Here is a 12460-nt window from a genome sequence, read left to right as displayed (position 1 = left end):
GCTCTGCTCGGCCGGCCCGCCTGTCGACAGGGCCACGGCACGGCCCGCCGGACCGGGGGCAGGCTTCGGCGAGCCGCCCCCGGCAAGAAGGTCGGCGCCGGCCCCCTTGACCCCGCCCTAGGGGCAAGGGAATACACATCGGATGCAAGCACAGGCGCTCCGCAACGGAGCACTCACGAGGAAGGAAAAGCCCATGGCCCTCAAGGAAGGCGAACAGTACAGGTGTCCGGACCCCGCCTGCGGGTGCGAGATCAGGGTGACGAAGGGCGCCGTCGAGACCGACACCGGCGACCAGGCACCCCGCTGCTGCTGCGGGCACAGCATGGAGAAGGTCTCATAAGCCCGCGCCCGGCCCGGCTCTGTCGCTCCCCGAAGCAGGAATCCGAAGTCCCGCCGCACAAGCGCCCTTTTGGGGGTCAGGAAGGTTCGGGCTTGAACTCGGCCCTAAGGTCCGGGTTGATACTGGTTGGAGCACAGCAGCGAACAGATCTTGGAGGCACGATGCGCACTGGCGACAGGGACTTCTACACGGTCGGGCGGGCAGCCGAGGAGGCTGGGGTGACCCGCAAGGCGATCCGGGTCTACGAGGAGAAGGGGCTTCTGCCCCCTGCCGAGCGCACGGAGGCCGGGTATCGGCTCTTCAGCGGCGATGACGTCTCCGTTCTGCGGTTCATCCGTCAGGCGAAGACGCTCGGCCTGACCCTGTCCGAGATCGGGGACGTCCTCGACCTCCAGCGGGGCGGGTCCCAGCCCTGCGGCCGGGTCGTCGGGCTGCTCGATGCCCATCTGACCCAGATCGACCGTGCGATGGCCGAACTCCGCCAGCTCCGTTCGTCCCTGCTCGCCGCGCGGCGCACCGCGGATCAGGCCCGTCGGTCCGGCCAGGACGCGGTCGTGTGCCGCATCATCGAGCAGAAGGCATCCAAGCAGGCCGTTTCTCTTGCCCACAGCGCCTGAGACCGTTGGCCAGCTTGCCAGCCGGCGGGGGGCGCAACGAACGAGAGGGAGGAAATGACTCAGCAGTTTCCGATCTTGCCGGCGCAGCGGGTGGCCGAGGCCCTCGGGGCGGGCGGACTGGTCCTCTTGGACTTCTGGCAGGCAACCTGCCCGCCGTGCCGGGCCCTGGAACCGCGTCTGGACGCCTTCGCGGCCCGGCATCCGCGTGCGTTCACCGGCTACCGCATCGACGTCGACGCAGACCAGGCCACCCCTGCCCGGTTCGACGTGATGAGCATCCCCACCCTGGTCCTGCTCCGCGACGGCGCCGAGCTCGCCCGTCTCGACGGGCTGATCCGCGACGCCGACCTCGAAGGCCTCCTCACCGCCGCCGTGGACTCCCCCCAGAAGCCTCCGGGCCACGACGAGGGCTGAGCACAGCACGGCCGGGCGGCGCGGATACGCCGACGCCGGGTGGAGACCATCTCGCGGCCGGGGCGCCGGTGGTGTGAGGAGGGCTGCTGCAGCCGCATCCGGTCGGCGCAGCAGGCGCGGCCCCTCGCCCTCCGGGCCAAGCCCGCGTCAGCGCAGCCTTGGGAGCTCACGGCTACGAGCCGACCTGCCCGAGGCTATCGGAGAGACGGCGGATTTCGGGCAACCCGCTTGCGAGACCTTTCCGAGCGGCATATCGCTCTGCCTCATTGATCGCCTCCTGGAGGAGGGGCATGAGGACTCTCAGGTGCCGACCAAAGGAGCGAGCAGCTGGCGGTAGAGGCCGGGGCCGTGGCCCGCGAGGTCCAGGGCGTGAGCGGCCACGGCCCGCTGTTCGGTGGTTCGGGTCGCGGTGGCATGGGGGAGCATGGACACCTGCACGACGGGTCGTGACAGCTGCGCAGCCCAGTACAGGGCGGCGATCGGCAGGGGCACCCGGCCGAAGATCATCCGCAGGTTGCGCGGTGTGATGCGAGCCCCCTGCGCTTCGAGGGAGTCGAAGGCCTGTCGCATGGCCCGAACCAGCAGGACAGCGCCGCGCACTCGCTGTGATCGCGTCTCCAAGGGCTGCTCCAGGACCAGGGCGGCCATGGCGGCCACGAACACCGTGTGGGTGTCCAACCAGGCGTGCATGTCCGGCTCGGTCCGCAGGTGGGGGTCGATCGCGCCGAGCAGCTGCGACGCGAACTTGGAGCCGGCTGCCCCGCCCTCGACCACGGTGGGCTGCTGCCCCACCCGGTGGGCGGTCACCTGCCCGTCCTTCACGCCGCCGCCCACACCGGAGAAGCACCAGACCAGCCGGTCGCAGCCCAGGCGAGCCTCCACGTCACTGCGCAGCTCGAGGGGGTTGGTGAACATCCAGACCCACCCAGCCGGGCTGGCTGCGATGTCGTCCAGGGCCGCAGCCAACTGGTCACCGCGAACGGCGACCAGCAGGACGTCGGAGTCTGTCACTTCCGGTGACTTCGTCACGGCCACGTCGGGCGCAAGGATCCGGCCGTCGAGGCCCACGAGCAGTCCATGGCGGCGCAGGTCGACGAGTCTCGATCCTCGTGCGATCAGGGTGACCTCGTGACCGGCGTCGGCCAGCAGCGCCGCGTAGACCGATCCAACGACACCTGCCCCGAGCACCCTCACACGCGCCATAGTGCGAGCTTATGCGCCAAGAGGACCCAGAAGTGCCGGTGCGCCACCGGCGGCAGAAGCGCGCGTCTCCTCAGCCGACGGGAAGCTGGCTGTACATGTACATGTCCTTGCGCTGGTCGCCCACCTCTTGCCAAGACCGCAGCAGGCCTTCACGCTCGAAGCCACAAGACTCGGCTGTGCGCCACGATCCCTCGTTCCAGGGTTCGACGTACAACTCCAGGCGCTTCACTTCTCCCAAGGCCAAGGCCCACGAGGTCAGGGTGTGGAGCGCATCGGCCATGAGCCCACGGCGGCGGTACGGGGCGGCGATCCAGTACCCGGTGCTCGCCCTGCCGTGGCGGATGTCGGCGAGCCACAGCCCGATCTGCCCGACAGCGTTGTCGGTTGCTGCGTCGGCGATGGCGAAGGAGTAGCCAGCACCACTGGGCAGCCGGTCGTGTTGCCGCGCGATGTAGTCCAAGGCGTCGTCCCGCGCGCCCGAGGTGGGGACGGTGGTGATGAGCGGGATGAGCGGGTCGCTCGCGGCCATCTGGACCAGTGGTGCGTCGTCGTCGCGGAAGGGCCGCAAGGTGACGTGGTGTCCGTGGAGGGTTGGGACGGTGGTGGGCAACATCGGCCCAGTGGAACAGGAACGGCGGGATTCGGCAACCAATTTCGGCCGCTTCCCAACGTCCCGTCATCGGCAGTTTAGGAATGTCACGCGCCTGTGGAGGGGGTCTGGTGGCGGGCTCGGGTGTGGGCGAGGCGGTAGGAGTTGGTGCCGGTTTCGATGATGGTGGCGTTGTAGGTGAGGCGGTCGACGATCGCTGCGCACAGGCGAGGGTCGGTGAAGGTGTCGGTCCAGGCGGAGAAGGACTGGTTGGACGCGATCGCGATGGCGTTCTTCTCTTCGCGTTCGGTGAGGACTTGGAACAGCAGTTCGGCGCCTCGCCGGTCGAGTTCCATGTAGCCGAGCTCGTCAATAACGAGGAGGTCGACGCGTCCGTAGCGGTTGATGGTCTTGGTGAGTTGTTTCTCGTCGGCGGCTTCGACGAGTTCGTTCACGAGCCGGGTGGCGAGGGTGTAGCGGACGCGGTAGCCCTGTTCGGCGGCGGCGGTGCCGAGCGCGATGAGCAGGTGGGATTTGCCGGTGCCGGAGTCCCCGATCAGGCACAGGGGGTCGCCGCGGCGGATCCAGTCGCCGGTGGCGAGCTCGTTGATGGTGGCGGGGTTGATGTTGGGGTTTGCGGTGAAGTCGAAGTCGGCGAGCCATTTCTCGCGGGGGAAGCCGGCGCTCTTGATGCGGCGCAGGGTGGAGCGCCGGTCGCGGTCGTCGACCTCGGAGAGCAGGAGTTCGGCGAGGAAGCCTTGATAGGTGAGTTGTTCCTTCGCGGCGGCCGCGACGGCGTCATCGATCACGGCGCGGATCGTGGGCAGCCGGAGCCGGCGGCAGGCCTGGTCGATCGCGGCTTGGGCGGCTTGTTCGGTGAGGCTGTGACGGCGGCGAAGACCGCCCTGGCGGTTGCTGGTGCTGGTGGTCATGGGGTTCCTGTCTGGATGTGGTGGACCTCGGCGGAGGCCGGGGCGGGGTCGGGTTGGCGACGACGCAGGAGTTCGTCGTAGGCGGTGACAGTGGGCAGGGGGCGGGTGTCCTCGGGCAGGTGCGCGATGACCTGGTGCGGGTCGGTGGGGCGTCGTGGTGGCAGGTTCACGACCGTCCCGCCCCTGGTCGGGCTGGCTGGGGCGGGTGTGTGGCCGGTGGCGTGGCGGCGGGCTTCGACGGCGACGACGTCGGGGCTGATGGCGCCGACCGACAGGGCTGAGGTGATGCCGGCGATCACGGCATCGGCCGGGAGGGATCGGTGGAGCAGGAACACGTCGATCAACGCTTGGGTGCCGGCTACGTCGCCGCTGGTCCTGCGGGCGGCGGCCCAGAACGCGTCGTGGGCTGCGGTGAATGCCCCGGCGGCGAGAGCCTGCGCGAGGGCGGTGGAGCCGGGGAACGCGCCGGGCTTGTGCCGCAGCACTTCGAGGTAGTGGTCCAGCTCGACCCGGGTCACGCCACGGGTGCCGAGGCGGGGGTGGGTGGCGACGACGGTGCGGCCCTCGAACACGACCACGCACGAGGCCCGCAGGGACACGCGGACGCGTTGCCCGATCAGGTGCGCGGGGACGGAGTACTTGACCATGCGGACGGTGATCAGGGCGGAGCGATCGACCCGGGGGTGGAGGATCAAGCCGGGGTCGAAGTCGTCGGCCGGCAACGGCGCCAGGTGGTCGAGTTCGGCGTGGTAGTCCTGCCCGATCGTGTTCGCATGGCCGGTGATGCGGCGGGTGTTGTCATCGTGTTCCCAGGCGCGGATCTTGTCATTGAGTTCGTCCAGGCTGGCGACCTCGGGCATGGGGGTGAGGTGGTTGCGGCGGAACCAGCCGACCTCGCCCTCGACGCCACCTTTTTCGTGGGCGCCGTCGATGCCCGGCTGACAGTAGAACGCGTCGAAGCCGTAGTGGGAGCGGAACAGCACCCAGCGTTCGTTCTCCTCGCGGAGCCGGTCACCGCCGTGGATGACCTGCACCACGGCGGAGGTGAGGTTGTCGTAGCGGATGTGGCGGGTCGGGATCCCGCCCAGGGCGTGGAAGGCCTCGATGTGTCCCTCGAGGAAGGCTTCCTGCCCGCCCGTCGGGTAGACGCGGTGGATGGCCTTGCCCGAGTGGGACAGGCGGTAGACGAACATGTGGCACTTGGTCTTGACGCCGTCGAGGATGACGTAGACCTCGCCGAAGTCGACCTCGGCCTCCGCGCCGGGGGCGTGGTCCTGCGGCACCATCGCCTCCACCCGACGCCCGGCCTCCAGATCGATCTGCGCGCGCCGGACCCGCACGTAGTCCCGCACCGTCGAGTACGACAGGTCCGTGGCGCCGTGCTCGTCGCGTAGCCGGGCCAGGATCCTGGTCGCGGTATGACGCTGCTTGCGCGGCGCGGCCAGGTCATAGGTGAGCATCTCGTCGATGGCCGGCTTGTACGGGTCCAGGCGCGGTGCCGTGCGGACCGGCTTCTTGCGGGGTGGGGGTTCGGCAGCAGCGAGTGCCTGGCGGACGGTGCGGCGGTGGACTCCGTGTTTGCGGGCGAGCTCGCGGATGGACAGGCCATCGACTCGCGCGTCGTGGCGGATGTCGGCGTACAGCTGCACTCGTGACCCCATCTTGGCTCCCTTGCCCTCGCGACTGGTTCCCAGTGATGGGGACCAGCGTGAAGGGGTGGGGCCAGTTCAGACCGTCAACACCCCGGCAAGTCGCACGCGGGGCCAGATCAGGCCGTCACAACGGGGCCGAACCAAACTGTCACAACCAGTCTCCACGGTCCCGATCGGGGGAGGCCCCACGACGACGTCGATCGGCACGTCGAACAGCTTGCGGCCGGTGTCGGCGTCCTGCGCGGTGAATACCAGCCGGCGGGTCTCGACTCCGGGCTGGTTCTGTCCCAGCCCCGTCTCCCGGGCGCCGGTCAGCTGGAATCGGATGTGGTCACCGAGATCTCGGGAAGCCGCGCGCTGTAGAGCCTCCTGAGCGGCGTCGAGATCGGCGGCGTTGGTGGCCGCCAGATCCAGGTCCTTCGTGGCCCGGGCCTTCGGTACGCGAGCGAGCATCGCGGTCCCGCCCTTGAGCAGCCATTCGGAGTCGGCCCCGTCTGCGAAGACGCGAGAGAGGAACCTGTCATGGTTCGCCTGCATGATCTGCTCGTTCACGTTGAGGCTGCTCTCGCCGGCCTTCGCCGCACGGCCGGCCTCGGACTTGATCGCCTGCGCGATGCCCTGCCAGCTGCGGTAGCCGCCCTCGTCAGCCACGAGGCGTCGCCCCGGTCACCAGGCCGGCATCCTGCATCAGCTGCGCGGCGAGCTCGCCGCTGGACGCGGCGCCGTGTGCGGCCGCGATCGGCTCGAGGAACTCCGCGAGCCGGCGAGGTGAGAGGAGCTTGCCCTGCTCGGCGGCCTGGCGTAGCGCGTCGACGACGAGGGACTGGTCGGCCCACTGCTCGAGGAGATCCGCGATCGTGCGCTCGACGGTGAGCGTGGGCAGCCCGTTGAGGAACACGACCTCGTCGGGGGAGAGGCGCCGGGTGCGCAGCCGGACGTCCGGAAGTCGAGTGGTGCGCCGCGCCGGCGTCATCACGTCGACGACGCCGGGGAACCAGTCGCCGATGCCGTGGGCGATCGCCGCGCTCTCGCCGGCGACGACGACCGCCGGGACGCCGTCGGCGGTCGTCGGCAGCGTCGCACCGCCGAGGGCGAGCCACGGTGCGTAGATGAACTCGTGCTCGGGCTCCGGGGCGCCGGCCATCCGATAGACGCCCTGCGCGACGCGATGGATCGCCCTCGAGGAGGTCAGACCCGAGAGGGTCTTGCGCGAGACGCCGGCGCGCGCCGCCTGGGCGGTGGTGAACATGCCCCACCGCTCTGCCGCGAGCTCGCCGAGGTCTGCGATCGTCTTTCCAGCCATGTCAGCAATTGTACCGGAAACAGGTAACAAATGCTGTAGCTCGTTTCAGAGTTGGGAGCTGTCGGTGGGCCGCCGAATCGGCAGTCGGGGGCTTGAGGACAGGTAAGACATATGAGACACTTTGAGAGCCCATTCATTACCAAGACCCCCGAGAGGTGCTGCATCCTCTCGGGGGTCAACTCTGTTCGGTGGGCCTTCCGTCTCGACGGGTCGCGGGGTCAGGCTCGCCACCGCCATGAGCGATCACATACAGCTGCGTGAGCCGGATCCGCAGATGCCCGTTCCGCGCCATCGCCGACTGCAGCTCTTCGAGCGTGGGCGGGCGAGGCTCGTCGTCATCGGCCAGTGTCCCGATCGGCAGCGAGCGAAGCACCCACGTCGCGATCGCGAGCTCGTCGACGTCGACGAAGGCGGTGTGCTCCTGTCGGGTCTCCCATCGGATGGTGACGTGCACGATCACACCTGCTTCGGCTGGTGCCCGCTGATCTGGTGATAGGGGATCGTCTCCGCCCAGGAGCCGCCGGCGGCGCTGGGGACGGAGACCGACTTCGCGTTGACGCGCAGGACCGGGACCCACCCGCCACGGTACTCGACGAGATCTCCGGGGGTGACGTTGTCGCGCGTGAGGACGAACGCGGCACCGTCGGCGATCTGCTGCGCACGCACCCGTGTCCAGTGCGCGAGGTCCTCGTCGACGTGAGCGAGCTCGTCCTTCAGGCGGATCAGCTGATCGCCGGCCGCCGGCGGAAACTGCCGACCGAGGTGGTTGCGGTAGCCCGCGATCGAGCGGGAGATCTTCTGCCGCTGCGTCTCGAGCATCGCGATCCGATGGGCGACGGCCTGCGGCTCGAGGCGCACGGCATCCGCGGCCGCCGTCGCTGCCGCGCGCTGCTCGGCGTCGTCGGCGGCATGCGGGGCCTCGCCGATCTCGACCGCCACCGTGAAGCCGGCTTCCTCGAGCAGCTGCACGGTCCGGGCGATCAGATGCCGGCTCGGCGCCCGACCACGCGATCGGGGGACATACCAATTCGCGATTCGGGCTGACCACCGCCATCCGGTCGAGTGCAGGAGCTCCGAGGAACGGTCGCTCCTGTCGGCGCCGTCGAGGAGCGTTCCGGCCGTCGCGGTGTGGGTGAGTGTCAGCGCCGTCATGAGTCGTCCCGGAAGAAGCTCGTCGCGCTGACGATGATCAGCGCGAGGCAGGCGATCAGGATGACGAGCAGGATGCCGGCGAGCGCGATGCGCCAGATGTCGGTGCCGAAGACGAGCGCGAGCAGGATGCTCACCGCCGTGGTGATCAGGAAGATCGCCGTGGTGCCGGTCCTGCGGATCCAGGACTGCAGGGCGAGCTGCTGGGCCTCGGTCGCCCGATGCTGGGGGAGCGCGGTCATGATGCCTGCTCCTGCGTCGTCGACGAGCGCAGCTGCGGGAACCCAGAGCTGCGCGTCCACCGCGGCAGAGCGTTGCTGAGCCCACGGAACTCGAACACGCCGGGATCCTCGCCGGGGCTGGTGGGCCACCCGCGCAGCCGCGACTCGACGGCCGCGCCGAGCTGCTCGAGGAACAGTCGCGCCGCGGAGTCGTCCCAGTCTGGGTGCTCGCGGGAGTTCTCGCTCAGGAACAGCCGGCAGCGCTCCACCTGCAGGGTCTGCTGCGGGGTGAGCGAGTAGTCGGACTGGTCGGTCGACGCCTGCCAGATGAGATCGAAGACCGGCTCCCAGCTGTATGTCGGCGCCGGCAGCTCCATCCCGCGGGCGTAGCTCGCCGAGGCGTAGTTCGCCTCCCATAGCTGCTGACCGATCTGGTCCGCGCGCTGCACGAGCTGCCGGGTGTGGTCTGCGTCATCGTCCCTGCGGGTGCCGAGCACCGCGGCGGTGACGATGAGGTCGATGGTGTCCTTGGGTGCCAGGAGGATAGCCATGGCGGAACCCCTCTCAATTGATAGTTGACTTGACATAAACCAATATAGGCAACAAATATGAGATAGTCAACAGGATTGGTTCCGAAGAGGTGCGGATACGGCCGCGAAGGGATCGCGTCGTGGGTGGCGGATGGCTGCTAGGCGCGGACGCGCACGAGCTCGTCCCAGTGCGTCGTCGCGCGCGGCGTGAGCATCCCGCGCTTCATCTGCCAGGACGTGCCCGGGCGGAATCCGCCGCAGCCGAGGCCAAGGGCCTCCTTGCCGGCCTTCTTCTGGACGCCGTCGACGAGGGCGGCAATGCCCGCGTCCTCATGCTTGCGGCGGAAGGGCTCCAACGGCAGGTGCACGCCGGCGGGCAGCAGATCCGTGAGCATCAGGCCCGCGCGGGCGTACCTGGTGCCGTCCTCGATCTGGGGCAGTAGCTGGTGCGCGGCGCGCGTGAGCTCGACGGGGTCCGCGGCGGGGAACGGGAGCTGCACGCGCACGCTCGGGTAGTGCTTCTGCTCGGTCCAGTGGCTCGTGCCGGCGAACACGTCGACGCGGCGCGCGACCTGTGAGTGGCGCACCAGGCGCGCGGGCCGCCTGCTGCGCGTAGATCGACAGCGCCTGGCGGATGCCATCCTGCGTCGTGACCTTCTCGTCCCGGGCGTGCCGCAGCGGGTGCGGGAGGGCAAGAGAAAGGCGCCCGGCCGGAGCTAATCAAGTGTCAAGTCAACTAACTCGAGAGGAGATCCATGAAGGAATTTCCGCTCAACGGCCGGGCGCCAGGTCTTCAATTTATCAGGTGGCTCCGCCGCTCACGAGGGGAGCCGGGTAGCCCATCGACGGACTTCGTCGAGGGAGAGGAGCCCATCCCCGTCGGGAACGGCGTTGCCTGAGTCGTCCAGGATCTCCCATCCCCATCCGGGGCCGTTGTCGAGCAGCCAGAAGCGCTCTCCGGCGGGGTCGATGAACCAGCGGGAGGGTGACCCGAGCGGGCCAGGCTGCGCCCGGTGGATGACAACCCGTCCGCCGTCCAGGCCCCGAGCCTCGCGCCGTGCACGGCAGGCACGATCGTTGCTGCACTCCCACCCCTCGGATCCCCACGGGAAGAATCCGCGGGTGCCGATGCGGTGGCACAGCCGACATTCCATGGTCTTCATGCTGCAGCCTGCCGCTTCGTCGACCAGAAGTGCCGGGCGAGGTCGAGCCGGTCGTGTCGCTCGGCGAGCTTGGCGATCGCGTCGGGCTTGCGGCCCAGGATGATCGCCACCTGCTCGGGTGCTTCGCCCGCGTCGAGCAGGAACTCGACGTCCTCGAGGAACACGTCGGCCTTCGCAATCCGCTGCGGCTCGTCGACGACCGCCGGCGTTGGGTCGGTGTCGATGTCATCCCAGGCGAGAGGCGATCGCCAATCGCGCCGTTCGGCGATCCGCCGCGCCTGATCTGCATAGGTGCCCGTCTGAGGCTGGTCCCACAGCTCGGCGAAGATCTCAGCGGCGCGTGCGGCCGTCGCCGCGGTGACGCGATGCCGCATCCCGCAGACGATCCGCCAGAAGTTCGCGACGCCCATGCTCATGCGCTCTGCCAGCTGGGTCTCTGTCCACCCGATCGCGACGAGGGCTTGCAGCCGGCGGGAGGTCCCGACGGAGTCGATGAGCGCACGCTCGATGTCGTCGGCGGTGAGCGCGAGCAGCTGGTCCGCGTACTCGCGGCGCACCCACTGAACGGTCCGGCTCGTCTCTGACCGCTTGCCGCGGCGCCCGAACTTGAGATCGAGGCACACCGAGCGGGGGATGCCGGCGGCGTCTGCGATCCGCTCGAGTCCGATCCGGTGGTCCATCAGGGCCACCAGGTGATCGCGAACGGGGCCGGCGGCGACGCGCTCGCCACGGATCTGATCGGTGCGTCCGTAGGCGGTGAGACGGTTGCGACGACGCTGCCGCTCCATCTGCCGATCGTGCCGGCATCGTTCGCACCGGCAGTTGTGCTCGAGCCAGCACGTGTCGTGCGTGTGTGGGTGGTCAGCAGGGCACTCGTGACGCGCTCGATCGCGCAGCGGGTGATCGTCGAGAGTGCGGGCGCGGTGCGCTCGGAGGTAGTGCTTCCGGCACATTCCGCGGGCGACGATCGCGCGATCGCAGTCGTCGACGCTGCAGAGCTTCGCATCGCTCATCGCGGCCTGCCGAGGATCTGGCTCTCGACGAGCGGGAGGAGCGCTGCGCGCTGTGAGTGGTTGAGCCGGGCGAAGTGTCGGGCGAGGGTGTCGACCGCATCCTTGAACTCGTCGGGCAGGCCGTCGAGGTCCTTCTTGGCGCGCTTGCTGAGGGCGAGGACCTGTGCGTCGGCGAGATCCTGCATCCGCCACTCGGCGACCATGTCGGCGTCATCCCAGGCCGCGACGAGCCGCGGCCCGCGGGGGCCGGAGGTGTAGAGCCGATCGGGAGCATCGCTCGGTCGGCTGATCTCGACGATGCCGCCGACCGGCAGGCCGGCGCGGTACGGCTTGTAGGAGCCGGTCGCCTTGTCGGTGAGGTCGCCATCGACGAGCGGCAGATACCAGTAGCCGATCCTGTTGTCGCCGGTGAGCCGGCGGCCGATGTAGACGACCTTCTCGACCGTGACGTCGCTGTCGGGGTTCTTGGCGGCCATGATCACTCGCCTCCCGTGCAGCTGCTCAGCTCGCTCTGCAGCGCGGCGTGGTCTTCGGTCGTGACGGTCAGGTCGTAGGAGTCGAGCACCTGGACAAAGCGCTCGACGTAGGAGCAGTGGTAACCCTCGCTCGGCGGCATCCACAGCGCCGGCCCCTGGTCGCTCTTGGAGGTGTTCGTGGGCCCGTCAACGGCGAGCAGGTTCAGCGGGTCGTTCGCGAGCTGCTGACGCTTCTCCTCGGTCCAATCGGCGGCGGCCTGGCGCCATGCCCAGGCGAGGGGCACGACGTGGTCGATCTGCACGAGCTCGCTGGTGCCCTGGCCTCGGGTGAAGTCGATCGTCTTCCCGGTGTACGGATCGTGCAGCACGCCGGTGAGGACGACGCAGTCGCGCGTGCCGGGCTTCAGCGTCGTGTCGACGAGGTCGCGGCGCAGAACGTCATTGCGGGTGTCGCAGCCGTTCCGGTCGACGTCGGCCCAGGCCTGCCCGAACTGGCGGCGGTCGTAGGGAGTCTGATCCGGGAGCGCGATGGGGATCTGCTCGAGCGCGGCGATCGCCTGCTCGGCCTCCGGAGTGACCGGCCCGGCCGGCTGCTCTGCCTGCGGCGCCGACGTCGGCACCGCGGTGTCGATCGGCGTCGGCGCGGCGAGGGGGCCGACGACGGCAGTCAGCGTCGGCGCGACCATCCGGAACGCGATGAAGAGGGCAGCGACGCCCAGGACGACGAAGGCGATGGACTTCTTGCTCACGGGGATCTCCTCGGTGTTCTCGGAGCCCATAGGTACGGAACCTGGTGCCGGATCGGACATCGGCCCGGCTGTCGGTGTTGCCGGCGCGGGGAGCCGCGATCGCTCATGG

General features: G+C 69.2%; 17 protein-coding genes. 3 read left to right on the top strand and 14 right to left on the bottom strand.

Annotated elements, in window-relative coordinates; all coding sequences use genetic code 11:
- Nucleotides 1–193: 193 nt before the first annotated feature.
- The 3 genes from Q0568_RS11720 to Q0568_RS11710 all read left to right on the top strand — a co-directional run bounded on the left by Q0568_RS11720 (nt 194) and on the right by Q0568_RS11710 (nt 1371).
- Entirely contained in the window at nt 194–340 is a 147-nt protein-coding gene (locus Q0568_RS11720; protein WP_298866680.1) for a hypothetical protein, read from the top strand.
- A gap of 161 nt (nt 341–501) precedes the next feature.
- Nucleotides 502–957, top strand: coding sequence for a heavy metal-responsive transcriptional regulator (locus Q0568_RS11715; RefSeq protein WP_298866678.1), 456 nt, complete (start codon nt 502–504; stop codon nt 955–957).
- A gap of 54 nt (nt 958–1011) precedes the next feature.
- The gene (locus tag Q0568_RS11710; protein WP_298866676.1) at nt 1012–1371 is read left to right on the top strand and encodes a thioredoxin family protein; all 360 of its coding nucleotides are present in this window, start codon (nt 1012–1014) and stop codon (nt 1369–1371) included.
- Nucleotides 1372–1671: 300 nt separating this feature from the next.
- On the opposite strand, the gene Q0568_RS11705 is transcribed toward Q0568_RS11710, so the two are convergent.
- The 14 genes from Q0568_RS11705 to Q0568_RS11640 form a co-directional block, all read right to left on the bottom strand.
- On the bottom strand, nt 1672–2574 hold the full coding sequence (locus tag Q0568_RS11705) for a ketopantoate reductase family protein (protein ID WP_298866674.1): 903 nt from the start codon (nt 2572–2574) through the stop codon (nt 1672–1674).
- Nucleotides 2575–2644: 70 nt separating this feature from the next.
- Nucleotides 2645–3187 (bottom strand): GNAT family protein, encoded by a 543-nt coding sequence (locus tag Q0568_RS11700; RefSeq protein WP_298866672.1) that lies wholly within the window; start codon nt 3185–3187, stop codon nt 2645–2647.
- 83 nt (nt 3188–3270) lie between these two features.
- On the bottom strand, nt 3271–4095 hold the full coding sequence (gene istB / locus Q0568_RS11695; RefSeq protein ID WP_298866669.1) for an IS21-like element helper ATPase IstB: 825 nt from the start codon (nt 4093–4095) through the stop codon (nt 3271–3273).
- Nucleotides 4092–5756, bottom strand: a complete 1665-nt coding sequence (gene istA, locus Q0568_RS11690) for an IS21 family transposase (protein WP_298866667.1) — start codon at nt 5754–5756, stop codon at nt 4092–4094. Before istA ends, istB begins: the two co-directional genes overlap by 4 nt.
- A 66-nt stretch (nt 5757–5822) precedes the next feature.
- Entirely contained in the window at nt 5823–6398 is a 576-nt protein-coding gene (locus Q0568_RS11685) for a nucleotidyl transferase AbiEii/AbiGii toxin family protein (RefSeq protein ID WP_298866664.1), read from the bottom strand.
- Nucleotides 6391–7050: a type IV toxin-antitoxin system AbiEi family antitoxin domain-containing protein gene (locus Q0568_RS11680; protein WP_298866662.1), complete on the bottom strand. Its 660-nt coding sequence runs from the start codon at nt 7048–7050 to the stop codon at nt 6391–6393. Before Q0568_RS11680 ends, Q0568_RS11685 begins: the two co-directional genes overlap by 8 nt.
- A 175-nt stretch (nt 7051–7225) precedes the next feature.
- Entirely contained in the window at nt 7226–7504 is a 279-nt protein-coding gene (locus Q0568_RS11675; protein ID WP_298866660.1) for a hypothetical protein, read from the bottom strand.
- 2 nt (nt 7505–7506) lie between these two features.
- Nucleotides 7507–8019 carry a hypothetical protein gene (locus tag Q0568_RS11670; RefSeq protein ID WP_298866658.1) on the bottom strand — a complete coding sequence of 171 codons (513 nt, stop codon included), beginning with the start codon at nt 8017–8019 and terminating at the stop codon, nt 7507–7509.
- A gap of 179 nt (nt 8020–8198) precedes the next feature.
- Nucleotides 8199–8441: a hypothetical protein gene (locus tag Q0568_RS11665; RefSeq protein ID WP_298866656.1), complete on the bottom strand. Its 243-nt coding sequence runs from the start codon at nt 8439–8441 to the stop codon at nt 8199–8201.
- Entirely contained in the window at nt 8438–8971 is a 534-nt protein-coding gene (locus Q0568_RS11660; protein ID WP_298866654.1) for a hypothetical protein, read from the bottom strand. The genes Q0568_RS11665 and Q0568_RS11660 overlap by 4 nt, the downstream gene beginning before the upstream one ends.
- A 137-nt stretch (nt 8972–9108) precedes the next feature.
- The gene (locus Q0568_RS11655) at nt 9109–9537 is read right to left on the bottom strand and encodes a DUF4113 domain-containing protein (protein WP_298866652.1); all 429 of its coding nucleotides are present in this window, start codon (nt 9535–9537) and stop codon (nt 9109–9111) included.
- Nucleotides 9538–10109: 572 nt separating this feature from the next.
- Entirely contained in the window at nt 10110–10901 is a 792-nt protein-coding gene (locus tag Q0568_RS11650) for a hypothetical protein (protein WP_298866650.1), read from the bottom strand.
- A 221-nt stretch (nt 10902–11122) separates the two neighbouring features.
- Nucleotides 11123–11602 carry a hypothetical protein gene (locus Q0568_RS11645; RefSeq protein ID WP_298866648.1) on the bottom strand — a complete coding sequence of 160 codons (480 nt, stop codon included), beginning with the start codon at nt 11600–11602 and terminating at the stop codon, nt 11123–11125.
- A 2-nt stretch (nt 11603–11604) separates the two neighbouring features.
- Entirely contained in the window at nt 11605–12351 is a 747-nt protein-coding gene (locus tag Q0568_RS11640; protein ID WP_298866646.1) for a DUF1524 domain-containing protein, read from the bottom strand.
- Nucleotides 12352–12460: the final 109 nt, after the last annotated feature.

The sequence above is a fragment of the uncultured Microbacterium sp. genome (genome assembly GCF_937927635.1).
GTDB lineage: Bacteria > Actinomycetota > Actinomycetes > Actinomycetales > Microbacteriaceae > Microbacterium.
Note: the sequence above shows the minus strand (reverse complement) of the source record. Positions and strands in the feature narration are given on the sequence as shown.

Excerpts from the sequence above, each read along its gene's own strand:
- Q0568_RS11705 (WP_298866674.1), bottom strand. The coding sequence starts at position 2,574 with ATGGCGCGTGTGAGGGTGCTCGGGGCAGGTGTCGTTGGATCGGTCTAC.
- istB (WP_298866669.1), bottom strand. The coding sequence starts at position 4,095 with ATGACCACCAGCACCAGCAACCGCCAGGGCGGTCTTCGCCGCCGTCAC.
- istA (WP_298866667.1), bottom strand. The coding sequence starts at position 5,756 with ATGGGGTCACGAGTGCAGCTGTACGCCGACATCCGCCACGACGCGCGA.
- Q0568_RS11650 (WP_298866650.1), bottom strand. The coding sequence starts at position 10,901 with ATGGAGCGGCAGCGTCGTCGCAACCGTCTCACCGCCTACGGACGCACC.
- Q0568_RS11710 (WP_298866676.1), top strand. The coding sequence starts at position 1,012 with ATGACTCAGCAGTTTCCGATCTTGCCGGCGCAGCGGGTGGCCGAGGCC.
- Q0568_RS11720 (WP_298866680.1), top strand. The coding sequence starts at position 194 with ATGGCCCTCAAGGAAGGCGAACAGTACAGGTGTCCGGACCCCGCCTGC.
- Q0568_RS11665 (WP_298866656.1), bottom strand. The coding sequence starts at position 8,441 with ATGACCGCGCTCCCCCAGCATCGGGCGACCGAGGCCCAGCAGCTCGCC.
- Q0568_RS11645 (WP_298866648.1), bottom strand. The coding sequence starts at position 11,602 with ATGGCCGCCAAGAACCCCGACAGCGACGTCACGGTCGAGAAGGTCGTC.
- Q0568_RS11715 (WP_298866678.1), top strand. The coding sequence starts at position 502 with ATGCGCACTGGCGACAGGGACTTCTACACGGTCGGGCGGGCAGCCGAG.
- Q0568_RS11660 (WP_298866654.1), bottom strand. The coding sequence starts at position 8,971 with ATGGCTATCCTCCTGGCACCCAAGGACACCATCGACCTCATCGTCACC.
- Q0568_RS11680 (WP_298866662.1), bottom strand. The coding sequence starts at position 7,050 with ATGGCTGGAAAGACGATCGCAGACCTCGGCGAGCTCGCGGCAGAGCGG.
- Q0568_RS11700 (WP_298866672.1), bottom strand. The coding sequence starts at position 3,187 with ATGTTGCCCACCACCGTCCCAACCCTCCACGGACACCACGTCACCTTG.